This window comes from Desulfonatronum lacustre DSM 10312 (genome assembly GCF_000519265.1).
GTDB lineage: Bacteria > Desulfobacterota > Desulfovibrionia > Desulfovibrionales > Desulfonatronaceae > Desulfonatronum > Desulfonatronum lacustre.
On sequence record NZ_KI912608.1, the window covers coordinates 1,614,854 to 1,638,776 of the forward strand.

Annotated in this window: 22 protein-coding genes; 11 read left to right on the forward strand and 11 right to left on the reverse strand. The window is 60.8% G+C overall.

Translation table 11 applies throughout. The features are described 5' to 3' along the window. Positions 1 to 6: 6 nt before the first annotated feature. The 3 genes from DESLA_RS0107605 to DESLA_RS0107615 form a co-directional block, all read right to left on the reverse strand. On the reverse strand, positions 7 to 1,116 hold the full coding sequence (locus DESLA_RS0107605) for an osmoprotectant NAGGN system M42 family peptidase (protein ID WP_028571992.1): 1,110 nt from the start codon (positions 1,114 to 1,116) through the stop codon (positions 7 to 9). Between the two features lie 47 nt (positions 1,117 to 1,163). Beyond that, positions 1,164 to 2,909 (reverse strand): N-acetylglutaminylglutamine synthetase, encoded by a 1,746-nt coding sequence (gene ngg, locus DESLA_RS0107610; protein WP_028571993.1) that lies wholly within the window; start codon positions 2,907 to 2,909, stop codon positions 1,164 to 1,166. A 167-nt stretch (positions 2,910 to 3,076) separates the two neighbouring features. Continuing rightward, positions 3,077 to 4,843, reverse strand: coding sequence for an N-acetylglutaminylglutamine amidotransferase (locus DESLA_RS0107615; RefSeq protein WP_028571994.1), 1,767 nt, complete (start codon positions 4,841 to 4,843; stop codon positions 3,077 to 3,079). A gap of 372 nt (positions 4,844 to 5,215) precedes the next feature. Between DESLA_RS0107615 and ftsY the strand changes: the two genes are divergently transcribed. The 10 genes from ftsY (at position 5,216) to DESLA_RS0107665 (ending at position 16,377) form a co-directional block, all read left to right on the forward strand. Continuing rightward, a complete protein-coding gene (ftsY, locus tag DESLA_RS0107620; protein ID WP_028571995.1) occupies positions 5,216 to 7,063 on the forward strand; it encodes a signal recognition particle-docking protein FtsY in 1,848 nt (615 codons plus the stop codon). A 23-nt stretch (positions 7,064 to 7,086) separates the two neighbouring features. After that, complete coding sequence (locus tag DESLA_RS19340) at positions 7,087 to 7,869, forward strand: glycosyltransferase family 2 protein (protein WP_051434483.1); 783 nt, start codon at positions 7,087 to 7,089, stop codon at positions 7,867 to 7,869. A 4-nt stretch (positions 7,870 to 7,873) separates the two neighbouring features. Then, positions 7,874 to 8,665, forward strand: coding sequence for a TVP38/TMEM64 family protein (locus DESLA_RS21605; RefSeq protein ID WP_051434484.1), 792 nt, complete (start codon positions 7,874 to 7,876; stop codon positions 8,663 to 8,665). Positions 8,666 to 8,677: 12 nt separating this feature from the next. Next, positions 8,678 to 10,405 carry an ArnT family glycosyltransferase gene (locus DESLA_RS0107635; RefSeq protein ID WP_051434485.1) on the forward strand — a complete coding sequence of 576 codons (1,728 nt, stop codon included), beginning with the start codon at positions 8,678 to 8,680 and terminating at the stop codon, positions 10,403 to 10,405. Between the two features lie 197 nt (positions 10,406 to 10,602). Next, positions 10,603 to 11,280, forward strand: coding sequence for a precorrin-2 dehydrogenase/sirohydrochlorin ferrochelatase family protein (locus tag DESLA_RS0107640; protein ID WP_028571997.1), 678 nt, complete (start codon positions 10,603 to 10,605; stop codon positions 11,278 to 11,280). Further along, positions 11,267 to 12,094: a cytochrome C assembly family protein gene (locus tag DESLA_RS0107645; protein WP_028571998.1), complete on the forward strand. Its 828-nt coding sequence runs from the start codon at positions 11,267 to 11,269 to the stop codon at positions 12,092 to 12,094. Before DESLA_RS0107640 ends, DESLA_RS0107645 begins: the two co-directional genes overlap by 14 nt. 3 nt (positions 12,095 to 12,097) lie before the next feature. Continuing rightward, positions 12,098 to 13,432, forward strand: a complete 1,335-nt coding sequence (gene hemA / locus DESLA_RS0107650) for a glutamyl-tRNA reductase (protein ID WP_028571999.1) — start codon at positions 12,098 to 12,100, stop codon at positions 13,430 to 13,432. 40 nt (positions 13,433 to 13,472) lie between these two features. Continuing rightward, positions 13,473 to 13,808: a hypothetical protein gene (locus DESLA_RS0107655; protein WP_028572000.1), complete on the forward strand. Its 336-nt coding sequence runs from the start codon at positions 13,473 to 13,475 to the stop codon at positions 13,806 to 13,808. A gap of 44 nt (positions 13,809 to 13,852) precedes the next feature. Further along, a complete protein-coding gene (gene tilS / locus DESLA_RS19350) occupies positions 13,853 to 14,914 on the forward strand; it encodes a tRNA lysidine(34) synthetase TilS (RefSeq protein WP_035261530.1) in 1,062 nt (353 codons plus the stop codon). Continuing rightward, positions 14,905 to 16,377, forward strand: coding sequence for an adenylate/guanylate cyclase domain-containing protein (locus DESLA_RS0107665; protein ID WP_028572001.1), 1,473 nt, complete (start codon positions 14,905 to 14,907; stop codon positions 16,375 to 16,377). The genes tilS and DESLA_RS0107665 overlap by 10 nt, the downstream gene beginning before the upstream one ends. Positions 16,378 to 16,479: 102 nt before the next feature. Here the strand turns inward: DESLA_RS0107665 and DESLA_RS0107670 are convergent, their stop codons facing one another. From DESLA_RS0107670 to DESLA_RS0107705, 8 genes are all read right to left on the reverse strand, one after another. Further along, the gene (locus DESLA_RS0107670) at positions 16,480 to 17,079 is read right to left on the reverse strand and encodes a tetratricopeptide repeat protein (RefSeq protein ID WP_028572002.1); all 600 of its coding nucleotides are present in this window, start codon (positions 17,077 to 17,079) and stop codon (positions 16,480 to 16,482) included. Then, a complete protein-coding gene (locus tag DESLA_RS19355; protein WP_084032199.1) occupies positions 17,051 to 17,209 on the reverse strand; it encodes a CcmD family protein in 159 nt (52 codons plus the stop codon). Before DESLA_RS19355 ends, DESLA_RS0107670 begins: the two co-directional genes overlap by 29 nt. A 205-nt stretch (positions 17,210 to 17,414) precedes the next feature. After that, entirely contained in the window at positions 17,415 to 17,804 is a 390-nt protein-coding gene (locus DESLA_RS0107680) for a 4Fe-4S dicluster domain-containing protein (RefSeq protein WP_028572003.1), read from the reverse strand. Between the two features lie 10 nt (positions 17,805 to 17,814). Beyond that, the gene (locus DESLA_RS0107685) at positions 17,815 to 18,891 is read right to left on the reverse strand and encodes a hydrogenase large subunit (RefSeq protein WP_028572004.1); all 1,077 of its coding nucleotides are present in this window, start codon (positions 18,889 to 18,891) and stop codon (positions 17,815 to 17,817) included. A gap of 36 nt (positions 18,892 to 18,927) precedes the next feature. Continuing rightward, positions 18,928 to 19,344: an NADH-quinone oxidoreductase subunit C gene (locus DESLA_RS0107690; protein WP_051434486.1), complete on the reverse strand. Its 417-nt coding sequence runs from the start codon at positions 19,342 to 19,344 to the stop codon at positions 18,928 to 18,930. Between the two features lie 11 nt (positions 19,345 to 19,355). Beyond that, positions 19,356 to 19,793, reverse strand: coding sequence for an NADH-quinone oxidoreductase subunit B family protein (locus DESLA_RS0107695; protein ID WP_028572006.1), 438 nt, complete (start codon positions 19,791 to 19,793; stop codon positions 19,356 to 19,358). Positions 19,794 to 19,798: 5 nt separating this feature from the next. Beyond that, on the reverse strand, positions 19,799 to 20,656 hold the full coding sequence (locus DESLA_RS0107700) for a respiratory chain complex I subunit 1 family protein (protein WP_028572007.1): 858 nt from the start codon (positions 20,654 to 20,656) through the stop codon (positions 19,799 to 19,801). 1 nt (position 20,657) lies between these two features. After that, on the reverse strand, positions 20,658 to 22,580 hold the full coding sequence (locus DESLA_RS0107705; protein WP_028572008.1) for an NADH-quinone oxidoreductase subunit 5 family protein: 1,923 nt from the start codon (positions 22,578 to 22,580) through the stop codon (positions 20,658 to 20,660). Positions 22,581 to 22,873: 293 nt separating this feature from the next. On the opposite strand from DESLA_RS0107705, the gene DESLA_RS0107710 reads away from it, so the two are divergent. After that, a complete protein-coding gene (locus DESLA_RS0107710) occupies positions 22,874 to 23,923 on the forward strand; it encodes an FUSC family protein (RefSeq protein WP_169732609.1) in 1,050 nt (349 codons plus the stop codon).

Consider the following 23,923-nt stretch of genomic DNA (forward strand, 5'->3'; position numbering starts at 1 on the left):
CCGGAGCTACTCCGGCTGCACCGGAAACCCGTTCAGCGGTCCCAGGCTGAAGCGGTCCCGAGGGACCACCGGTTCGGAGAGCATATAGGCGGCGATCAGTTCGGCGGTGGCCTGGAGGGAGTCGAAGTGGGTCCGTTCGTAGCCGTGGGTGCCGTCCACGCCGAAGCAGACCAGGGCCGTGCGCAGGTCGTTGCCCGCTTCCACGGCCGAGGCCGAATCGCTGCGGTAGTAGCGAAACACGTCCCGGCGGTGGAGAATCTGGTGCTTGCGACACAATTCCAAAAGGCGATGGGTTAAGTGGTAGTCGAAGGGCCCGCTGGAATCCATCAGGGCCACGCTGACCCCGCGTTCGCAGAGATTGTGCCCACCGTGCAGCGGGGCCGTGTCGATGCTGACCATCTCGGCCACGTCGCCGTGCAGGGCCACGGAAGCTCCGGTCCCCACCTCCTCGGCAATGGTGAACAACAGGTGACAGTCAAGGGGCGGCTGAATGTCGTTCTCCAACAAGGCCTTGGCCACGGCGAACAGAATCGCCACCCCGGCCTTGTTGTCCAGGTGCCTGGAATTCACGTATCCGCTGGGACGCACCTCGCAGAGCGGGTCCACGGCCACCCAGTCGCCGATATGGATGCCCAGCCCGACCAATTCGTCCACGCTGAGCGACGGCTCGTCCACGCGCACCTCCACATTGTCCCAGTTCACGGGCTGGGTGTCGATCTCGTTCCCGTAGACATGACCGGACGCCTTCAACGGCAGGATGGTTCCCCGCAGGGAACCGGCGTCCGTGAAAATGGTCACCCGCGCCCCCTCGGCGAACCGGCTGGACCACGTCCCGATGGGCGCGACGCCGAGCCGGCCATTGGGCTTGAGTTCCCGGACCATGGCCCCGATGGTGTCCAGGTGGGCCACCAGGGCCCTGTCCGGATTGCTGGCCCGACCTTTGAGATCCGCCCGGATGGCCCCGCGCCGGGTCAACTCAAAGGGAATTCCCAGCCTGGTCAGTTCCTCACCGGCAAAATGAACGATCCGGTCCGTGTATCCGGTGGGGCTGGGGATTTCCAAAAGTTCCAGAAGCATTCGTTTCAGATATGCCATGTCGATGGCCACGTTGGTCATTCAGTTCTCCGTATTTGTACAGTTTTTTTCGACCCAATCGGAATGGATCAGCCTCGAGTCGCGGTCTGGGGAAAGAGCAGGTCCACGAACCGCTCCGCCGTGGGTTGCGGTTCGTGGTTGGCCAGGCCCGGACGCTCGTTGGCCTCGATGATCACGTACTCCGACCCGCCCACGTCCGGGACGAGAAAATCGAACCCGACCACCGGAATGTTCAGCACCCGGGCGGCCTGTTCCGCGGCCCGGACCAACTCGGGATGGACCTGGTCCGTGACGTCGTGAATCGTCCCCCCGGTGTGCAGGTTGGCGGTCTTGCGTACCACCAGCGTTTCACCGGCAGGCGGGACGTCGCTCATCTTCCAGCCGCTTTGGGCCATGCAGCGTTCGGTTTCCTGGTCCAGGGGAATTCGGCTCTCCCCGCCCGTGGCCGCGGCCCGACGGCGGCTTTGCTTTTCGATCAGTTCCCGCACCGTGTGCTCCCCCGTGCCCTCCACCTGGGCCGGCCGCCGCACCGCCGCGGCCACGAAGGCAAAGTCAATGACGATCATTCGCAAATCCTGCCCTTCAACAAAGGACTCCAGCACGACCCGGTCGTTGACCGCACGCGCCTTTCGAACAGCCGTGATCAGTTCTTCGTCGTCGCGGACGTCCACGCTGATTCCCCGGCCCTGTTCGCCCCGGGTCGGCTTGACCACCAGGCGCTGGTGGCGTTCCAAAAACGCCAGATTCTCGGCCTCTTCCCCTGCCGCCACCTGTTCCGGCGTCCGCAGCCCGGCCCGATGCAGCAGACGCAAAGTCAGGCTTTTGTCGTCGCAGCGGCAAAACGCCATGGCGCTGGTCAACTCGCTCAGGGACTCCCAGCAGGCAATGCTCCGCCCGCCGAAGGAAAGCTGAAAGTGCCCGCTGGTCTCGTCCAGGACCTCCACGGCGATCCCCCGCCGCCGGGCCTCCTTGATGATGATCATGGCGTATGGATTCAGCCTGGTCTGCGGTTCCTCGCCCACGAAGAGCGGCTCGTTGATGGCGTTCTTGTGTTTGACGCTGAAGACCGGGACCCGGGAGAAGCCCAGCTTTTCATACAAGGCGATGGCCTGGGTATTGTCGTGCATCACGGACAGGTCCAGGTAGGACCGCCCCCGAGCCTGGAAATACTCCACCACATAGCGCACCAGGGCCTCGCCCACCCCGGGCAGCCGACATTGCGGCTCCACGGCAAGGCACCACAAGCTGGTCCCGTTTTCCGGGTCATTGAAGGCCCGTTTATGGTCGATGGCCGTGACCGTGCCCACGATCTGTTGCGTGGACAAATCCTCGGCCACCAGCGGGACCATGGACCGGGAATGCCGATGATTCCAGAGAAAATCCTCCTTCGAGACCACCATGCCCCTGCCGGCGTAAATAGTGTTGATCCGGCGACAGTCTTCCCTGGTCTGCACCCGACGAATCACGATCCGCTTGTTCATGGCCGGGTCCGGCTGATAGCGGTCCAGCCAGAGCCTGAAGGTATGGGACGGGTCCATGAACAGTTCCTGGGGCGCCATGGCCAGCACGACGTGCGGATCGCGCAGATAAATGGCGATGTCCCGCCGCCCCGGAGATTCGTCGCAAATGGTGCGAACCAGCTTGCGCTGGTCCGAGAACGTATGGGCAAAGATCAACCGGCCCCATCCGCACTCCAGGATCACGTCCGCGGGCAGTTTGAGGTTGGGCAGCATGTCCGCCCGTTTCCAGTTGCGCAGCGACGGCAGATTGTCGCGGTCGAAGCGATGTTCGCCGCGGTGTTTCGTCTGACCCATGTCACGCCCCTCCTCGCTGTTCGTTGAAAAATCCCCAATTGCAGCGTCGTGACAGAAAGCTCAAACTCTCACGTATGAACAAATACGCTTCGAGTTTGAGCTTTCTTTGCTCCTTGCACTTGAGGTTTTTGAACGAACAGCAAAATAAGGATCTTACAGAAATCAACTTAAAGCCCATGTTCCTGCATCCACAATTCCAGCACGGCCACCTGCCAGAGTTTGGAGCCGCCCAACGGCGTGATGTGTTCTTCCGGAGCGCGGAGCAACTCGTCCAGGTAATCCCGGCGGATGAGCCCCCGCTGGCGAGCCGCGGGCTGGTCCAGCACCTCGGTTACGAAGTCCAAAAACGGACCGCGCAGATACTTCAACGCCGGGACCGGAAAGTAGCCCTTGGGCCGGTCGATCACCTCATACGGGATTACGGACCGGGCAGCCTCCTTGAGGATGTACTTGCCGCCGTCGCGGACCTTCAGTTCCGCGGGAATCCGGGCGGCCAGCTCCACCAGCTCATGGTCCAGAAACGGCACACGGGCTTCCAGGCCCCAGGCCATGGTCATATTGTCCACCCGCTTCACCGGGTCGTCCACGAGCATGGTCAGGGCGTCCATGCGCAGGGCCTTGTCAATGGCCCTGTTCGCCCCCGGCGCGGCGAACCCGGCGCGAATGAAGTTCAGGCTATGGTCCTCACCGCCCCAGCGCGCCTCCACCAGCCGGGCATAGTCCGCATGATCCCGATCGCGAAACAAGCGGGCGTAGTCGGCCACCGCGTCGCGGCTGTCCATCATCGGCGGATACCAGTGATACCCGGCAAAGACCTCGTCCGCGCCCTGGCCGCTCTGGACCACGGTGACATGCTTGGCCACCTCCCGGGACAACAGATAGAAGCCGATGTTGTCGTGGCTGACCATGGGCTCGGACATGGCCCGCGCGCAGTCCCGCAGATTGCCCAGAGCCTCGGCCGAGGAGATGGAAATCTTGTGATGCACGGTGCCGAAGCGTTTGGCCACGATGTCCGAATACCGGAATTCATCTCCGGCTTCGTCGCCCACGGCTTCAAAGCCGATGGAAAAGGTATTCAAATCCCGCGCACCGGCCTCGGCCAGCAGCCCCACCACCAGGCTGGAATCCAGGCCGCCGGAGAGCAACACGCCCACGGGCACGTCCGCCACCATCCGCCGATCCACCGCGGTACGCAGCGCGGCCAAAACCTCATCCCGCCACTCGCCTTCGCTCTTGTCCGGCTCCAGGCAATTGAACTCCGGATTCCAGTACTCCCATTGCCCGCGCGTCCCGTCTGTCTCCAGCCGCAGCAGCGTGGCCGGAGGCAGTTTGCGCACTCCTTGCAACAGAGTGTGCGGGGCCGGGACCACGGCATGAAAAGAGAAATAGTGATTCAGGGCTACGGGATCCAGTTCCTTGTCGATCCTGCCCGTGGCCAGCAGCGCGGGCAGGCTGGAAGCGAACAACAGCCCACCCGGAACCTCGGCCAGATACAACGGCTTGATCCCCAGCCGGTCCCGGCCCAGCAGAACCGTTCCGGAATTCCGCTCCCAGACCGCGAAGGCGAACATGCCCATGAACCGTTGGACGCACTCATCGCCCCAAGCATGGTAGGCCTTGAGCAACACCTCCGTGTCTCCGGAGGAAAAAAAGCGGTAGCCCTTGCCTTCCAGCTCTCGGCGGAGTTCCTTGTAGTTGTAGATGATCCCGTTGAACACGCAGGCCAACCCCAGTTCCGGGTCGATCATGGGCTGATGGGATGCGTCGCTCAGATCAATGATCTTCAGTCGCCGGTGCCCCAGGGACACCCCTTTCTGCACGAATATGCCGCACCCGTCCGGACCGCGACCGGACATCACGTCGGCCATGGCCTGAACGTTCACCGCCGTGGCCTGGCTTCCATCAAACCGCAATTCTCCGCAAATACCGCACATATCGAATCAACTCTCCTTCAGAATGCTTCACGCTCGCCCCTCCCCCAAAATGCGTCCCAGGCGTGGCTGTTGCCGGGAGCCGGCTTCCGATCTCCGCTGGAAACGGGCCGAAAAGCGGCGAGCACCATGAATCAAAGTGGCAAAACTACCATGAAGCATACGGAAACATCCAGGTGAGGTCAAAATGGACATCACCGCCACGTTTTCACGCCTGAGCCTGGTCTTTTGCTGAGGAGACAATGCGTCAAAATGAAGCACCCGATTCCCCAGGGCATTGCCTTGACCGCCAAGCCTGGATAAGAAACCCCTTGGCCGTGAATGACGGGCCGAATCTTCTTTTTTACGATCTCAAACCAGCCAGGAACAGAACATATGGGTTTTTTCTCCAAGGTAAAAAAATGGTGGTCCACCGAAGAAGCGACCAAAACTGAAGAATCGATCGAACAGCCGGAACCGAAGCCTTCCCAGGAATCATCGGAGGCATCGGATTCAGCGGAGATAGTCGATCAAGCCGTACCGGCGGACCAGGAGCCAACAACGCCCGCGCCGGAACCGGAGCCGGTCGAGCCTTCCCCGGAACCTGTCGCGGAACACACCCCCGAAGACGCTTCCGAACTGGAATCAAGGTCGGAAGAGGAAGAGAAACGACCGACGGGTCCGGAGAGCATTCAGCCTCCCCTGGAAACCGCCACGCAGGTTGTTCCGGATTCTCACCCCGAGCCTCGCCTGAAGACCGGACCTGAACCTGTTGCCGAACCTGCTTCTGGAGCTGCTCCCGAAGCTACTTCTGGGCCTGTTCCCGAATCCGTTTTCGAACCTTCTCCGGAACCAGCCTTTGAAAGCCAGGAGCAACCCGCTTCCAAGGCCCGCCCGGGCCTGCTTTCCCGCCTCTTTTCCCGTCAGCCCGCCAAGCCGACGCCGTCTCCGGAACCGGAGCCGACCTCGAAACCGGAACAACTCGTCGAGACCGCCCCAGCCAAACCTTCCGAGCCCGGACGGGCAACCGAAGCGACAGCCAAAGCCCCTGAGTGGCAAACCCAGGTCATGCAGGCCCTGCGCGGGGCCGAGCCGAAGCTCAGCGTCTGGTTGGAGCACACCCTTTCCGGGGTGGAGACCATGGGCGACGAGTTGTGGGAACGGCTGCGCTTCCTGTTCCGGGCCCTGGAGGCCCCGGAGGACGAGGCCGAACTGTTCATCACCAAATTCCGGGACTGGCTGGAGGACATGGGCTACGAGCAGGTAGCCGAATTTCGGTCCGAGTTGCAGTACCGACTGGCCCTGGCCCTGGAACTGGAAGACGAGGAGGACGAGCGGGACCGCCTCTTTCTGAAGCTCTCCGAAGGCCTGAATAAGACACGGGAGCAGCTCACCAAGCGCATCGACGCCCTGCTCTCGGCCCATCGCAAGTTCGACGATCCGTTCTGGGAAGAGCTGGAGGAAGTGCTGATCATGGCCGACGTGGGGCACCGCTCCGCGGTCATGCTCCTGGACCGGCTCAAGGCTCGAGTGCGCAAGGAAGACATCAGCGAGCCCGAGGCGTTCCGGGAAATGCTGCGTCAGGAACTGGCCGCCATCTTCCCCCAACCCAAGGTCGTCGATCTGCCCCAGGGTCCGGAGGTCGTGCTGGTGGTGGGCGTAAACGGCGTGGGCAAGACCACGACCATCGCCAAGCTGGCCCACCGCGCCCAGATGCAGGGCCGCAAGGTGCTCGTGGCCGCCGGGGACACCTTCCGGGCCGCGGCCATGGAGCAGCTCGCCATCTGGGCCAAGCGCACCGGCGCGGACTTCTTCAGCAAGGGTGAAGGCGCGGACCCGGCCGCCGTGGCCTACGAAGCCGTGGACGCGGCCCTGCAAGGCGGCCACGACGTAGTCTTTCTGGACACCGCGGGCCGGCTGCACACCAAGGTCGACCTGATGGACGAACTGCGCAAGATCAAGCGCGTCCTGGCCAAGAAGCTTCCCGGCGCACCTCATCGCAGCCTGCTGGTGGTGGACGCCACCACCGGACAGAACGCCCTTTCCCAGACCAAGTTGTTCCACGAGGCGGTCAGCGTGGACGAAATCATCCTGACCAAGCTGGACGGCACGTCCAAAGGCGGCATCGTGGTGGCCATCGCCCTGGAGTTCGGCATGCCCATCAGTTTCGTTGGCCTGGGCGAGAAGATGGAAGACCTCCGACCGTTCAGCGGCGAGGACTTCGCCAAGGCCCTTGTGAACTGAACCCGTTGCCGCGCTTTCGCCCCATGCCCTCCACACCCTCCACGCCATCCGACCTTGGGCCGCCGGCCGTTTCCTGCATTCTGCCGGTCTACAATGAAGAGGGATGTCTGCGTCCGCTTCTCGACGAGTTGACGTCGGTGCTGAACGAACTGGGACGGCCCTCTGAGATCATCTGCGTGGACGATTACAGCCGGGACGGCAGCCTGGACCTGCTGACGAGACTGCACGCCGACCACGACCGGCTTCGACTCGTCCGGCATACCCGCAACCTGGGCCAAAGCGCGGCCTTTGCCACCGGATTCCAGGTCGCCCGGGGCCAGATTCTGGTCACCATGGACGCGGACATGCAGCACGACCCGGCGGACATTCCCCGCCTGTTGCGCGCCCTGACCCCGGAAACGGACATGGTTTGCGGCATCCGGGCCAACCGTCGGGACAATTGGATCAAGCGCGTCTCCTCACGGCTGGCCAACCGATTCCGGGACATGGTCTCCGGAGACCGGATCGCGGACGCCGGTTGCACTTTCCGCGCCCTGCGCCGGACCGCCCTGCCGGAACTTCTGGTGTTCAACGGCATGCACCGCTTTCTGCCCACCCTGCTGCGCTGCCGGGGGCTGACCGTGATCGAGCTGCCCATCAACCACCGTCCCCGGATCAGCGGCGTTTCCAAGTACGGGATCGGCAACCGCCTTTGGCGCGGGCTGCTGGACTGCGTCGCCGTGCGCTGGTACGCTCGACGGGCCATCCCGGCACGGCGCTGGGAGCACGTTCCCAACCTAGCCTTGCGGCGCCCGCCCCATGAATGACTCAATGACTCATCACCGCACCGCAGCCGCCCCCACGACCCTCACGAACCAGACCTGCTCCCCTGACCCCTCGGGATCTCCCGAGCCTTCCCACTCAGGAGCCGACACGGAAACGGGACACGGATTCTGGACCCGTCCTCGCCTGGTGGGCCTTGTCCTGATCGGCATCGTCCTGCTGGGGCTGGTCCTGATGAACGTCACGCCGCTGCGCTCCCTGTTGGACAGGACCGAACTCCTCGGGGCTTGGTTCCTGCAGCGCGGCCTTTTCGGAATGGGACTGTACATTGCCGGAGTGACCCTCCTGGTTTGCCTTGGCGTTCCCCGACTGCTGCTCTGCTCCATCGGCGGCATGGCCTTCGGTTTTTGGCAAGGCTTGGTGTTGACCCAGGTCGGGACGGTGCTGGGCTTTTACGCCGTCTTCAATCTGGTCCGCCACGCGGGATGGAGCTTTTCCTTTCTCCGCCACCGGCCCAACCTGAACGCCGTTCAAAAACGCATCGGCAAGGGCGGGGTGATGTCGGTGTTCGGGATGCGGATGATGCCGCTATCCGGCTTCTACTCCACGATCATGATGGGCATGTTGCCCCTTGGACATGGTCACTTTTTGCTGGGCACGTTTCTAGGCACCTTTCCCCAGGCCATTCCGGCGACCCTGATCGGGGCCGGGGCCACCCAGGAGACCCTCCAGACCAGCATTGCCTTCATCGTCGCCGCGGTGATCGCCTTTGTGATCATCTGGTTCGGCATCGACGCCTATCGCCGAAAAATGCACGCCAACCCGTCACTGACCCCGTAACCCACCATCCATATGACAAAATATCTCGACGGCCCCTTTGCCGCCACGTTCGGATACCTGATCCTGATCTGCTTCTGCCTGGTGCTGTTTCTTCCGGGCATGACCACCCTTCCCCCCTTTGACCGGGACGAGGCTCGTTTTGCCCAGGCTTCCCGGCAGATGTTGGAAGATGGGGACTACATCCGGATCAAGTTCCAGGACCAGGATCGCCACAAAAAACCCGTGGGCATCTACTGGCTCCAGGCCGCCTCTGCCCGGCTGACCAATCCCGAGGCTCTCTGGCCCTACCGCCTGCCGTCCGTGCTGGGGGCCGTGCTGGCCGTGCTGCTGACCTTTTCCCTGGCCAGACGAGCAATGGACGTCCGCTTCGCTCTGGCCGCCGCGGCTCTGCTGACCTGCACCCTCCTGCTGGTCACCGAGGCCCATCTGGCCAAGACCGACGCCATGCTCCTGGCCTCCATCACGGCCATGCAGGCGGCCCTGGCCCGCTGCTACATCCGCCCGGCGGACCGGCAGCCGGAGCCATGGCTCTGGCTGTTGTTCTGGGGCGGCATGGGCGGGTCCATCCTGCTCAAGGGGCCGGTGGGACCGATGATCTCCGGGCTGACCTTGCTCACTCTGTTCATCGCCGACCGCCGCGCCCCGGAAACCCTCAATCACGGGCGCTTTGCCTGGCTGCGCGGGCTGCGGCCCAAGGCCGGCCTGCTCCTGACCACGGTCATGGTTCTGCCCTGGCTCATCGCCGTCAGTCTGGCCACGGACGGCTCCTTCGTCTCCGACGCGGTCACCGGCGATCTGCTGCCCAAACTGATCTCCGGCCACGAATCCCACGGCGCTCCTCCGGGGATGTACCTGCTTTTGTTCACCCTGACCTTCTGGCCGGGATCGCTGCTGGCCTGGCCGGCCCTGGTCCAGACCTGGTCCTTGCGGAAAACGGACCGTCTGGTCCGTTTTCTCTGGGCCTGGATCGTCCCGTCCTGGATCGTTTTTGAGCTGGTGCCCACCAAACTGCCCCATTACGTCCTGCCCATGTACCCGGCCATCGCCCTGCTCATCGGCGTCTGGCTGGCCACGCTTTCTCACCGGGTGGCCCATCCCGGCGTCTCATCCACGACGGCAGGCTCTCCGAGCCGATTCGCGCCCTGGATTCCCAAGATCGGGGCCGGGCTGTGGCTGGCCATCGGGGTCGTGCTGGGCATCGGCTTTATCGTGGCCCCGATTTACCTGGACAAGGCCTTCTCCTGGTGGGGCGTTCTCGCGGCCCTGATCGTGCTGGCCATGACCGCCCTGGCCTGGCGCACCTATCGCGAGGGACACATGGTCCGGGTTTGCGGGATTCTCCTGCTGGGCGCGGTCCTGGTGTTTCCGGTCATTCTGGGCAAGGGCCTGCCCGAGCTGCGTGGATTCTGGGTCAGCCGGGCCGTGCTGCAAACCGTGGACTCCCTGCGCCAGGAGCATCCGGACCTGAGCGGCCTCATCGCCTCGACGGGCTTTCAGGAACCCAGCATGGCCTTTCTCCTGGGCACCCCAACCCGGCTGGTCAACCACCTGGAAGCCGCCAACCATCTCCTGGAGCATCCCGACGGCCTGGCGCTGGTCGAATCCCGCCAGGAGCAGCGCTTTCACGAAGCCGTGGGAAATCTCGGACTGGACGTGGAACGACTGGCCATTATTCGCGGTTTCAACTATTCCAAGGGGCAGTGGGTGACCATCAGCTTTTACGCCATCGTCCGTCAGTAACCATCAGCACCGCAAAGATGGATTGATTTTTTTCAGGGTCGGAGTCGAAATCGGGATCGGGATCGGGATCGAAAATGCTGGGATACATTCAAAATTTTTCATGTTCCGATTCCGATATCGATACCGACCCCGATTGCCGGGGCAAGAGCGGACACACAGCGTGCTGAGTAGATACCAAATTTGAATGTAAAACACCCATGCGCTACTATCCCATTCTTCTCGATCTGCACGACAAGTACTGCCTGGTGGTCGGCGTGGGCCAGGTGGGGACCCGCAAGGTCCGCACGCTCCTGTCCTGTGCTCCGGGGCGACTGCGGGTCGTGGATACCCGCGAACCGGAGCCCTGCTGGCAGGAACTCATCGAGCAGGGCTTGGTGGAGTACCATGTCCGCACGTTTCTTCCCGAGGACCTGGATGGCTGCTTCCTGGTCATCGCCAGCACCAGCGACGAGACATTGAACTGGCAAATCAGCAGGATGTGCGCCGAGCGGGGAATCCTTTGCAACATCGTGGACCAGCCCGAGAAATGCAGCTTTATTCTTCCAGCCATGCACTCCCAGGGCGACCTGACCATCGCCGTGTCCACGTCCGGCTCCAGCCCGGCCCTGGCCAAGAAAATCCGCCAGGACCTCGGCGCCTGCTTCGGCCCGGAGTACGCCCGGTTCCTGGCGATAATGCGCCGCCTGCGCCCGCTGGTCCTGGAACTGAACCTGCCCACGTCGGACAATACCGCCCTGTTCCGGGCCTTGACCCAATCCAGACTGCTGGAAGCCGTGCAGTCGGGAGACGACGCCCGAATCCTGGAGGAACTACGGCGTCATCTCCCGGAAAGCCTGCATCCCCGCTTGGAGGACGTGATCGGTGAACCTGACTGAAACCCTGGAACTCGCCGTTCTGGCGCTCTATTTTCTCGGGGCCGTACTGCATATTCTCGCGGTGCTGATCCGCGGTCCCCTTCTCCGTTCCGGCGGACAATTCGCGACCCTGCTCGGCTTCGGCCTGCACACCGTGGATGTCGGGCTGTATATGGCCCGTTACGGTTCGGAGGCCCTGGGTCACGGTCCGTTTTACTTCAGCCTGATGGCCTGGACCCTGATCATCGTCTCCCTGGTCCTGAACTGGCGGCTGCGCATGCACTTTCTGGCCCTGACCTCCCTGCCCCTGGCCCTGATCGTCTACTCCTTCGCCACGACCCTGCCCAGCATGGAGGTCATCCTGCCGGAAAGCTTCATGGGGCTGTGGTTCGGGCTGCATATCGGCACCCTGTTCCTGAGCATCTGCCTGCTGGCCATGGCCGCCAGCGCCGGAGCGGTCTATCTGTTCCTGGAAAACAAGATCAAGGGCAAGACCAAAATCACCGGCCTGAGCAAAGACCTGCCCTCCCTGTCCCTGTTCGATCAGGTCAATGCCTGGGCCGTGAATCTCGGGTTTCCGTTGTTCACCGTGGGCCTGCTTTCCGGGTTCCTCTGGGCGCACTTCACCTGGGAGCGCTTCTTCTCCTGGGATCCCAAGGAGGTCGCGGCCATTATCGTCTGGCTGCTCTTCGCCTTTCTCTTTCACCAGCGCCTGGTCAACGGCTGGCGCGGACGCAAACCGGCCAAGCTGGCCATCTGGATCTTTGCCCTGTCCCTGATCTCCATGCTGGGAATCAACTTTTTCCTCGAGACCCACCACAGCTTTCAACCCTAAGTCATGAACCAATCCATCTGTCTGCTCGGACTCAACCACCGCACCGCACCGGTCGAGGTCCGGGAACGCTATGCCCTGCCTAACGTCGACCCGAAGGACCAGGGGCTGATCTCCGTCGAGTCCGGCGTGAAAGAGGCCATGATCCTTTCCACCTGTAATCGGGTGGAACTCGTGACCGTCGGCCGTGAGGACAAGGACACAGTACGGGAGATCCTGCGCTTTTGGGCCAACTGTTGCGGGGGCGACGTCCATGAATTGCAGGACCACACCTACACCCACCGCAATCTGGACGCGGTGACCCACCTGTTTTCCGTGGCCTCCAGCCTGGATTCCATGGTCTTGGGCGAACCCCAAATTCTCGGTCAACTCAAACAGGCCTACCGGAACAGCGTCAAACAGGGAGCCTCCGGAGTGATCCTGAACCGACTCCTGCACAAATCCTTTTCCGTGGCCAAACGGGTGCGCACGGAGACGAAAGTCGCCTCCAACGCCGTGTCCATCAGTTTCGCCGCCGTGGAACTGGCCAAACGCATCTTCGGCGACCTCGCCAACCAGACCGCCATGCTCGTGGGGGCCGGAGAGATGGCCGAACTGGCCGCCACCCACCTGCTCTCCGCCGGGGTCAAACGGATGCTCATCGCCAACCGCACCCACGCCCGGGGCTGTGAACTGGCCTCCCGCATCCAGGGGGAGGCCGTGCTCTTCGCCGAGCTGTTCGAGCGCATGGCCGAGGCGGACATCGTCATCAGCTCCACCGGCGCGACCCAGACGGTCATCCAGCGCCGCGACGTCCAATCCATCATGAAACGCCGCCGCAACCGGCCGATGTTCTTCATCGATATCGCGGTGCCCCGGGACATCGACCCGGACGTGAACAACCTGGACAACATCTACCTCTACGACATCGACGACCTGAAGGAAGTGGTGGAGGAGAACCTGAGCCAGCGCAAAACCGAAGCGGCCAAGGCCATGGTCATCGTCCAGGAGGAGACGGAAAAGTTCGCCTGCTGGCTGCGCTCCCTGGGCCTGAAGCCGACCATTCTGGACCTGCTGGCCGGCGGCGAGCGGATCGCCCGCAAGGAACTCAAAAAAACCCTGCGCCGCCTGGGACCGAAAGCCGACGACCCGGACGTGAGCCAGGCCCTGGAGACCCTGGTGCTCTCCCTGGCCCACAAGCTGTATCACCAGCCGTTGGACTTCCTAAAACGCCGCGCCCAGGAAGAGGACGCCGGAACCCGGTACATCGACGTCACCCGCCGGATGTTCAACCTGGACAACGAACTTCCCACGCCGGACGCCCATCCGGATCGACGCAAACCCAAACCAAGCGAGGACTGAATCGGCGAGCCTCGCTGAAAGCACCCCACGGAGAATACCATTGCGCGCCTACCTGATAGACGAACTCAACTCCACGGACATGCAGCGTCTTTTGTCTTGCCTTGAGACCAAAACTGTGAAGGCTTCGCTGGAGGATATGTACTGGCTGGAAATCCCGAAAAACCTGCTTTCCACGGAACAGCGCGAACACGCGGCCCAGTGCGGTCCGTTCGTCTGCTCCCTGGAAACCGGCCCGAATTGGCTGAAAGTGGAACTGCTGACCCGAGGCCGGGGCAAGCTGCGCTGCTCCTGTATCGCCTACGCGGGCCGGGAACAACGGGATTGGATCCTGGACCAAATCGACGCCATGCTGACCGAACTGGACATTCCGGTTTAGGGGCTTTCAAAAAAGCGCAACCGTACGATTTCTTCAGATACAGCATGCCCTCTTCCGCTCCGCCCACCACCATCCAGGACCTGCCCCCCATCTGGGCGCGGTTCTGTCTGGGCATCGAGCGATTTCTCCTCCACGACCTCGGCCTTCCCTTCCGCCAACGCCGCCTGTTGCTGGCCTGCTCCGCCGGGAGCGACTCAACGGCCCTGCTGTTGATCCTGCATTGCCTGGCCCCTCGCCTGGGAATCACGATCAGCGTCGCCCACCTGGACCATGGGCTGCGCCAGGAATCCGTCCAGGAGGCGAGCCATGTCGCGGAGCTCTGCCGACGTCTCGGGGTCCAGGCCACGATAGGGCACAGCAATGTTGCCCGGTACGCCCGGATGAGCGGAACCGGCCTGGAGGAAGCCGGACGCACCCTGCGCTATCGCTTTCTCTTCGGGGTACGGCGGCAACTCAACGCTGACATGCTGCTCACCGCCCACCATGCCGACGACCTGGCCGAGGACGTGCTGATGCGCTTGATCCGCGGAACGGGATGGCCGGGACTGGCCGGAATGCCGTGCTGGGACCCGACACGCCTGCTCTTGCGCCCCCTGCTTCACACCCCCAAGCAGGATCTCCGGAATTTTTTGAGCGATATCGAAGTGTCTTGGTCCGAAGACGCCAGCAACGCGGATCCAAACCACGCCCGCAACCGCGTTCGTAAGGATGTAATGCCCCTGCTGATCCGGGAGAACCCTCGATTTCTGGCCGGCATTATCCGCCTGCACCGGCAAGGTGAGCTGGACAACGACCTCTTTGCGTCGCTGATCACGCCTCTGGTCCAACAGGTTGAGAAATCCGGACACTTCCTGGAATCCACTCTTTTGCACACCCTGCATCCAGGACTGCGACTGCGCCTCTACAAAGCCGTCATCGACGACCTCGGGCCAGGCCAAGCCCTGCACGACTCCCTTTTGCGCCTGGACCAAGCCTGGAAAAATCGCCGAAAAGAAGCAACCCTCCAATTCCCGGGCGGCAAATCCGCCATGATCAATTCAGCGGGTATCCGTTTCGCCACGTCACGCACCTTCACGTCACGGGAGACTTCCACCTCATGCGACTGAGCGTCAAACTCTTCCTCGGCATCCTGTTCATCGCCGTCATGGCTTCCGGCGCCACGGGCTCCTACTTCTACTACCAGGCCAGGGCCGCCATGCTGGATTCCATCCGCGACCAACTCAAGGCCACGGCCAAAATTTCCGCCATGCTCGTGGATGGCGACATTTTGCGGGAGCTGACCGAACCGGACCAGACGACCTCGCCGGAGTACCTGGAAATCCAGGAATTAATGGGCATCATTGCCCAGACCAGCCAGGAATACCTTTTCGCCTATACCATGCGCCTGGAGAACGGTCAGGTGCGATTCATCGTGGATTCACCGGCCCATGACGACGACGGCGACGGAATCATCAGCGAGGATGAACTTCCGGAACCCATCGGGACCTTGTATCCCGATCCGCCAATGGAGTTGTTGCAGGGATTTGTACGGCCTTCCAGCGATGAACGTCCGCATTACGATCAATGGGGCGCGTCCATGTCCGGTTACGCCCCGATTCACGACTCCGCCGGACGGCCCGTGGCCCTGATCGGCATCGACATGACCGTGGCAACCGTGGAAGGAAAATTGGCGGCCATCCGCCAAGCCGGTTTGATTTCACTCTTCATCGCTTTGGTTGTGGCCATGGGCATGAGTTGGTACTTCAGTCGCAGCATTTTTCGTCCGTTGGGCAAGCTGCAACAGGCTTTGGGCAAAGTCGGCGAAGGTGACTATTCCCAACGCCTGGAGGAGTCGGGGCCGAGAGAAATCGTCGCTTCAGCGCGGAGCTACAATGCCATGGTCACGGAATTGCGCGAAAAGGCTCTGATGAAAAACAGCCTGGGTAAAATTCTCGGGACCGAGGCGATGGATCACCTGCTGAAAAACCGCCTTGAACTGGGCGGCGAAATGCACAACGCCACGCTGTTGGTATGCGACCTGCGCGGTTTTTCCCGGCTGTGTCAGAAACTGCCTCCCAAATTGCTGGTGGGTCTTCTCAACGACTACCTCACGGCCATGGTCGAGGTGATTCAGCGTCACGGCGGCATTGTGGACAAGTTCGTCGGGGACATGGTCCTGGCGGTTTTCGGACATCCCGTTCCTCTGGAACAGGAACAGCGCGTGGCCCTGAGCGCGGCCAAAGCCATGGTCGCCCGGTGCGACGAGTTGAACGAGCAATTGCGGCTGGGTCCGGAACTGCGCCTGCGAAACTCCATCGGCCTGCATTCCGGCCCGGTTCTGGCCGGGAACATCGGCAGCCCGGAGCGCATGGAATACACGGTCATGGGCCATGCCGTGAACGTGGCCAGCAGGATCGAGCGTCTGACCAGGCCCCTGGACGTCCGGATCGCCGCGAGCGCTGACTTCACGCTCAACCATGACAAAGGCCATGGACTGACTTCGGTCGGGACGCGGCCGTTACCGGGGATGGACGAGGAGTTGGAAATTTACGTCCTCCAAGGTGGAGACGAGGAGACAAGGTCCGTGTGAAGACCAGCCGTCAAGAGCGATAGGAAAAAAAGCGCCGGCTCTCATGATGACATGAGAGCCGGCGCTTTCTTATGATCGCGGATGTGGGCGCGTTCCGGAAATTCAGCCCGTTGGCTGCTCGCTCTCAGGAACACCGGGAGTCATGTTCGCCAACTCGTCCCGGATGCGCTCCATCAGCTCGACATCATCCGGTTCCAGTTCCAGGACCCGCTCAAAATGTACCCGGGCCAGCTCCGGTTCTTCCAGATAATGCTTGTAAAGCATGCCCAGATTGAAGTGCGCCCGATGATTATCGGGCTTGATTTCCACGATCCGTTCGAACTGCTCGGCGGATTCGACGTACTGCTCCATATTGTAGTGGGCCACGCCCAAACCGTTCAAGGCCCTGTCCAGGGACGGATCCAGGGCGATGGAGCGTTTCCAGAAAACCGCCGCCCGTTCCCAGGACCCCATGCGCATGAACTGGTCGCCAAGGGCCATCAACGTGGGCAAATGATTCGGCTCACTATCCAAACGGGCCATCAGTTCGGATACCTCGTTCATGGCCATGGACGTTTCCGATGGCCTGGCCTGCATGGTCAAACCCGGATTCTGCAGGCGGTAGATGATCGATCCGACAAAAATCAAAACCAGACCAAGGGCGATGACCGCCACGACCAGACGGCGTCCCTGATCATGCGGACCGAGTGTCGTGCTGCTCATTATCCAGAGCCTCCAAATGTTGTAATCGTTGCTCCATCATGGCCTGGCGACGGGCTAGAAAAAAAATGTAGCCCCCCAGGCCGATCCAGACCGCCGCGTTGGCGGCCAACAAATATTGTGCCGTATCCATGAGATTGCCCTTCATCCCGGAAAGAGAGGTGGGTAAAAAAAATACTCTATGCATTTCCAGCGGATTCGTAAAGAAAGCGCTCTTGTGAAAAAGCAGTAAAGAGCGCAAAAAAATGGAAGGGCATGGCCGAATCGACCATGCCCTTCCATTTTTTCAGTTGTCGAGATGTTCCCGCAAGAACGCCTCGAACCATTCAAGTTGATGTTTATTCCGCCGCTTCTTCCTTCTTGGCAGCCTTCTTCTTCGGCTTGGGCGGGGTGCCTTGCTCTTCGATGATCACTTTGGTCGTGGAGACGGGACGCCACGTACGTTTGTGGTGCAGACATTTGGTGGGACAATTGTCCACGCAAGTGCCGCAATAGACGCAGGCGAAGGCATCGCAGCGCCAGATTCCTTTTTCCTTGTCCACGGTGATGCACTGGGAAGGGCACTTCCTGGCGCATGTGGAGCAAAATATGCAGTTGTCGATATCGATGTACAACTCGCCCCGGTTATTTTCAAAGGGCTCCCGGACCTCAAAAGGGTAAGGCCGGGTGGATTTCTTGGTGAACAGGTTTTTCAGGACATTGCCTGTCATTGGTGTGACTTTGAACATGACTCGTCTCCTAGCGTTCCGTGCAACTGATGCAGGGGTCAATGGAGAGAACGACGACCGGCACGTCCGCCAGTTCGATCCCCGGCAACATGGCGGCCAGGGGCGGAATATTGGCGAATGTGGGGGTGCGGATACGCAGACGTTCCAGGTATTTCGTTCCATTGGCCTTGATGTAGTAGTACAGCTCGCCCCGCGGCTGTTCGACCCGTGCCGTGCCTTCGCCTTCAGGATTGCCTTTGACCTTGACGTTGATGGGGCCCTCGGGGAGCTTGTGCAAAGCCTGTCGGACGAGGTCGATGGACTGATGAGTTTCCCGATAGCGAACCTTGCCACGGGCATAGCTGTCGCCCTCGTACTCGACAATGGGCTCGAATTCCAGGTCGCCGAACGCTGCGAACTTCAACTGTCGCATATCCTGGGCAACGCCGCTGCCGCGCAGAGTCGGTCCGGCGGCGCCCAATTCGTAGGCCTGTTCCTTGGTCAGGACCCCTATGCCCACGGTTCTGGCTTTGACCGTATAGTCGTCGAGAATCGTGGATTCCAAGGCCTTGAGTTCGCTTTCCACGAGTTCCAGCTCGGAAAGAATCCAGCGAATCTGTTCCGGGGAAAGATCGTTCCTGACCCCACCCATCACGTTCACAGCCACGATGACCCGGTTGCCGGTGGTGGCCTCGTTGATGTCCATGACCCGCTCGCGGATCTTCCAGAGCTGATAGAACAGCGCCTCGAAGCCGAAGGCGTCCGCGAAAAGACCCAGCCACAACAGGTGAGAGTGAACACGGTGCAGTTCCGACCAGATCACGCGCAGATACTTGGCCCTGGGTGGAACCTCGATCTTCATCATCTCTTCCAGGCACTGGCAGTAGCACATGGCATGAATTTTCGAGCAAATTCCACACACACGCTCCACGACCTGGATCATGTGGTGGTAGTCCCGGATATCACAAAGCTTTTCCAGCCCGCGATGTACGTAGCCCAAGGCCGGCACGGCCTGGGTCACGATCTCGTCCTCCACTGTCAGGGACAGATGGATGGGTTCCGGGAGGACGGGGTGTTGCGGACCAAAAGGGATAATGGTCTTGGCCATAAAGTCTCCTAAGGTAATTACCAGCGATAAGGATGATTACTGGGCTTCCGATTCTTTACGAATCACGCTGTATTTGCAGAAGGGGGTTCGAGCGACTTCTTTCTCCAGGTACAGATAGTTTTCAAAATTCAGCACCAGTCCTTCAAAGCAGATGCCGAACTGGTCCTGGATTTCGTTTTCCACGAGAAAGGCCGCGAACAGAATATCGGAAATGGACAGCGCGGGCTGAGCCTTGGGCTGTTTGAGACGATAGTGCACCATCTCCAGGTCGCGGTCAAAAGCGTAGATCAGGTCGACATTATCCGCATCCAGGTCGACGCAGGTCATGGTCACGAAACGATATCCGTCAGCCTTCAGCTTGAGCACCTCGTCTTTGAGGGCGTCGCCGGCAATATCGGTTGCCGGGAGGACGGCGACGATTTTTTCTTTGTCTTTGGTTTGAGCTTCAGCCATATTCCAACTCCTTACGACTTGGCGGCGAACAATTCCAGCGCCTTGACCACGCCGTCAATGATCGCTTCAGGTTTGGCCGGACAGCCTGGGACATAGACATCCACCGGAATGACCTTATCCACGCCGCCGACGACGTTCGGCGCCTCACGCATCACCCCGCCGGTCAGACCGCAGGCCCCAATGGCGATGACGGCCCGGGGTTTCGGCATTTGATCGTAGAGGTTCTTGAGCACCTTCTTGTTGCGGTGATTCACCGTGCCGGTAACCAACAGCACGTCCGCGTGCTTGGGGTTGCCGATATTGATGATTCCGAAACGCTCCACGTCATAGACGGGAGTGAGCACAGCCAGCGTCTCAATGTCGCACCCGTTGCAGCTTCCGCAGTCGAAGTGCATGACCCAGGGGGACTTGATCCGAGATGATTGGATAAAATTGGATATGAAGTTCATAGTATCTACCCGTAATACAGCCAAAGCAGGTTAATCAGGGAAAACATAATGCCTGTTATCCAGGCGGTCCCGAGCATCCAACGCCACGTCATCCGGGAAGTGGTATTGTCGACCAGGATTTCCACGAAATAGGTGATACCCAGGAGCAGCACCAAGCCGACGACGCTGGTGGACCAAAACAGGGAAAGCAGGCCGAGGATCAGGACGATCTCGAACCAGTGGGCGATCTCCACGATGGCCAGATACGGACCTGAATATTCGGTGTACACGCCTCGGACGATTTCCTGGTGCGCATGGTGCGACGCGGAAATGTCAAAGGGGGATTTACGCAGTTTAATGGTCAACGCGATGCCCAGCACGAGGAACAGCAGGGGCAATTTGAACAGCAACGGCTGCTCCATGGCGTACACGGCCTCGATCTTGAAGCTGCCGGTGGTCAGGAAAATGCCGACGATGACCAGGATCAACAACGGCTCATACGCGATGATCTGGAGCAGTTCCCGGTGTGCGCCGATCTGGCTGTACGGCGATGGAACGGTCATCGCGCCGATCACCAGAAAGACCGACCCCACGGCCTGGACGAAGAAGATCAGCAACAGGTCCGCCTGCAGGAAGAACAAAATCACGGACGTCACGGCTCCGGCCAGATACAGCAGGGAGCAGAAGGCCAGCCAATGGTTGGCGAGCATGGGCTCCTTGCCCAGCAGTTTCGCGATGTCGTAAAAGGGCTGCAAAATGGGAGGTCCAATTCGAGACTGCAACCGAGCCGTGACCCTTCTGTCCACGCCGGTAAGCACGCCGACGGCCAGGGGCGCCAGGAAAAGTCCCGCGATCAATGCCAGAAAAACTTGAGCGCTTGTCATGTTAGAGACCCCCTCCGAGCATCAGGAGAATCAGCACCAAGGCCGCGGTGTTCACCCAGCGGTTGATGGTGCTTTCGCCGAAAATCTTCTCCAGGTAGTAGTTGGATGTTGACGGTAAGATGGATTGGCGCAAGGGACCGATATACTCGTTCTCGTTATCCGGGGATTGGGCGCCGGACAGATACGGACCGGTGGGCTTGACCTTGCCGGCGACCTTGTAAAAGTAGATGGCCGCGAACAATCCCAGGGCCGCGACAAAAAACAACGGAATGACCGGGAAGGAGCCGCGTTCCATGACCAGAATGCCCCAGGAGGTCCCGGGTACCGCTTCCGGCATGGCCAGCGGAAGGATGGAAATAGCCGGATAGATCAGGGAGTTGTAGATTGCCGGGGCGTAGAAGGAAAGCAGCAACGCGCCGAGGATGAGTCCGAACAGCGGCAGCCGCGTCATCGCGGGCTGCGACTCTGCGTAGATCCGTCCCTTGAAGGGATAGGTCATGAACAGACCGGCCCAGCGCGCCCAGTAGAGCACGGTCACGGCGCTGCCCAGGGCCAGGATGATCACCAGAACGATGTTGTGGGCCGAGGCCTCGATGGCCATCCACTTGCCCAGGAGCATGCCGAAGGGCGGCAGGATCATGGTCAGGGCGCCCAGCACCGCGATGAGCGCGGTCACCGGCATGACGGCGTACAGCCCGCGCATGTCCTCGATATCGCGGCTGGCGATGCGCTGCTCAATGGTCCCCACGCACAGAAAGAGCAAGGCCTTGGTCACGGCGTGAAACATGATCAGGAACATCCCCGCGGCGATGGCCGCCGGGGTGCCCACGCCGGCGCAGGCGATGATCAATCCCAGGTTGCTCACTGTTGAGTAGGCCAGGATTTTCTTGCCGTTGGACTGGCTGATGGCCAAGGCCGCGGCAGCCAGGAAGGTGAAGGCGCCAACCAGAGCTACGGTGGTGGAAAAGAACGTTCCGGAATAGGCCGGTGAAAAGCGCAGGAACAGGTACACGCCGGCCTTGACCATGGTCGCGGAGTGCAACAAGGCCGAGGTCGGGGTGGGAGCGACCATGGCGCCGAGCAGCCAGCTTTGGAACGGAAGCTGAGCGGCCTTGGTCAATCCGGCGAAGCACAGCAGACCTATGGGCAGCAGCAGGAAAGCGGCCTCGGGGGTCATGGCCAGAATCTGCTGAATGTTGACCGTACCCAGATCCAGGGAGATCCAGAGCAGGCCGATCAGCAACGCCAAGCCGCCAAGGCTGTTGATCCACAACGCCCGGAGGGAGTTGGCCTTGGCTTCATCGGTGAGGTCGTGCCGGATCAGCAGGAATGAACACAGCGTGGTGACCTCGAAGAAAAAGTAGAAATTTCCAAGATCGTTGGTCAGAACCAACCCGTTCATCGCCCCGAGAAACAAAACCATGACGGCGAAAAACTGCGGCTGCCGGGATGTGGTCAGATGCAGATGTTCCTCATGATTCCTCATGTAGGGCAGAGCGTGAATCACGATGACCGAACCAACGACGCTGACCACGAAAACCATCAGCTTGGCCAGGGGATCGACGAGAAACATGGCTTGCCCGGTGGCCTCGGCCGGGGAAACCAGTTTGAAGACGGCCAGAAGCACGATCTGTGCTCCGGCAAGGTAGATGATCAGCCGATGTTTCGCGCTGAGACCTACCGCTAAGATGATGAACAGCACCACGAAGTCCAGAAGCACGATCAACGGCTGCGGGTTGAGGCCCAGCAGCGTCGTCGAAAAGGCGACGGTTTCATGGGAAAACAAGGCCAACGAGGAACCCGTCAAGAGAACCGCGGCAGCCAAAACCATAACCATGCGCAGGGAATCGTTCCGCAGCGCGTAGAGCCCCAGAGCGGCAATGAATGGGACCACTACCAGGATAAACAGGAGGGTATCAGGCATACCTTCTCCAATAAGGTGAAAGGGTTGAACAAATTCCCGGGCTCCGAGTGTTTCAACGGCCCACGGGTAACCTCCGGGTAACCACACCAAAATCTTACGGAACGCTATGCCGGATGGCCATGTTTCCGTCAACCCCAAACCGAATACTTCGCGGCTTCGCATATTTTTTTAAAAATTGTATAACTCTCTGCTGATTTTTGACCATCTGGATTGATTTACCCGGCCTTGAACTTGCCTTTTCCGGCCCGACGGCGCACAACCACGGCAACTGCCCCCCATGGAGGACTTCGCTGTTGTTTCACCCGTTCAACCGCCTGGACTATTCCCCCGAACATCTGCGTCACGGTCTGAAAACCGGCTTGGCGGCGGTTTTAGCGTATGCCGTGGTCCATGCTTTCCGTTTGGAATACGGCTTCTGGGGCGTGCTCTCCGCGGTGATCGTCATGCAGATCAACGTGGCTGATTCGTTGCGGATGTGCTGGTATCGCCTGACCGGGACCATAATGGGCGCGGCCATCGGCATCCTCACCCTGCTGGCCCTGCCCGGCCCCGGTTGGCCCATGGCCTTGGGCCTGTTTCTTTCAGTGGGTTTTTGCGCCTACATGACCCGGTACAATCCCCGCTTCATGATGGCCGCGATCACCGTGGTGATCATCGTGGTCGCCGGAAGCGAGGAAGAGCATCGCATCCTGTTCGGTCTGCACCGAATCCTGGAAATCGGCATCGGGGTCGGTAGCGCGTTTCTGGTCACGGTTCTGATCTGGCCTCGTCGAGCTGGAAGCACGTTGCGTGAACAATTGCGAAGCCGATTCGCCGAGGCCGCCCGGTGTCACGAGATATTGGTGGAGGCGTTTCTCTCCAAGCAGACCACCGTGGACCCGAGCCTTCTGGCGAACCTGTGCGCCGCGTCTCGGCTGGCCAGGGAACTGTTGACCAAGGCGTTGCGCCATGAACGGCTGGTGTCTTCCGAGGACCTGGACACGCTCAGCCGCCGCGTGACGGCCCTGGAGAACTGCGTGGAACAGATGCGGACCATGCTGCGCGTGCTCAACGATGTTGAAGAAGGGGAAGGCTACGATATCATCATGGCCGCCCAGGTCCGAAACCTGGCCCAGGCCGCCGGTGATGTCATGGTTGCCATAGGCGAGGGACGGGAAGTCGTCCTGAACGATCTGAAGAAGGCGGTGGAAAGCTTTGAAGCCCGCCTGGAGGAGTTGCGTGCCGCCGGGGCGACCAAGCGCTTCAACCTGCGCAAGCTGCTGCAGGTCTTTTCTTTTCTGCATGCCATGGAATCCATGGCCAAGGGGCTTTTGAAGACCGGCAGCGTCCGGAGTGATCCGTGA

Coding starts and splice junctions, on each gene's coding strand:
- DESLA_RS0107640 (WP_028571997.1), top strand. CDS start 10,603: ATGCGCTACTATCCCATTCTTCTCGATCTGCACGACAAGTACTGCCTG.
- ngg (WP_028571993.1), bottom strand. CDS start 2,909: ATGGGTCAGACGAAACACCGCGGCGAACATCGCTTCGACCGCGACAAT.
- tilS (WP_035261530.1), top strand. CDS start 13,853: ATGCCCTCTTCCGCTCCGCCCACCACCATCCAGGACCTGCCCCCCATC.
- DESLA_RS0107690 (WP_051434486.1), bottom strand. CDS start 19,344: ATGGCTGAAGCTCAAACCAAAGACAAAGAAAAAATCGTCGCCGTCCTC.
- hemA (WP_028571999.1), top strand. CDS start 12,098: ATGAACCAATCCATCTGTCTGCTCGGACTCAACCACCGCACCGCACCG.
- DESLA_RS0107665 (WP_028572001.1), top strand. CDS start 14,905: ATGCGACTGAGCGTCAAACTCTTCCTCGGCATCCTGTTCATCGCCGTC.
- DESLA_RS0107605 (WP_028571992.1), bottom strand. CDS start 1,116: ATGACCAACGTGGCCATCGACATGGCATATCTGAAACGAATGCTTCTG.
- DESLA_RS0107705 (WP_028572008.1), bottom strand. CDS start 22,580: ATGCCTGATACCCTCCTGTTTATCCTGGTAGTGGTCCCATTCATTGCC.
- DESLA_RS0107695 (WP_028572006.1), bottom strand. CDS start 19,793: ATGAACTTCATATCCAATTTTATCCAATCATCTCGGATCAAGTCCCCC.
- DESLA_RS0107680 (WP_028572003.1), bottom strand. CDS start 17,804: ATGTTCAAAGTCACACCAATGACAGGCAATGTCCTGAAAAACCTGTTC.
- DESLA_RS0107700 (WP_028572007.1), bottom strand. CDS start 20,656: ATGACAAGCGCTCAAGTTTTTCTGGCATTGATCGCGGGACTTTTCCTG.
- ftsY (WP_028571995.1), top strand. CDS start 5,216: ATGGGTTTTTTCTCCAAGGTAAAAAAATGGTGGTCCACCGAAGAAGCG.
- DESLA_RS21605 (WP_051434484.1), top strand. CDS start 7,874: ATGACTCATCACCGCACCGCAGCCGCCCCCACGACCCTCACGAACCAG.
- DESLA_RS19340 (WP_051434483.1), top strand. CDS start 7,087: ATGCCCTCCACACCCTCCACGCCATCCGACCTTGGGCCGCCGGCCGTT.
- DESLA_RS19355 (WP_084032199.1), bottom strand. CDS start 17,209: ATGGATACGGCACAATATTTGTTGGCCGCCAACGCGGCGGTCTGGATC.
- DESLA_RS0107685 (WP_028572004.1), bottom strand. CDS start 18,891: ATGGCCAAGACCATTATCCCTTTTGGTCCGCAACACCCCGTCCTCCCG.
- DESLA_RS0107635 (WP_051434485.1), top strand. CDS start 8,678: ATGACAAAATATCTCGACGGCCCCTTTGCCGCCACGTTCGGATACCTG.
- DESLA_RS0107615 (WP_028571994.1), bottom strand. CDS start 4,843: ATGTGCGGTATTTGCGGAGAATTGCGGTTTGATGGAAGCCAGGCCACG.
- DESLA_RS0107670 (WP_028572002.1), bottom strand. CDS start 17,079: ATGAGCAGCACGACACTCGGTCCGCATGATCAGGGACGCCGTCTGGTC.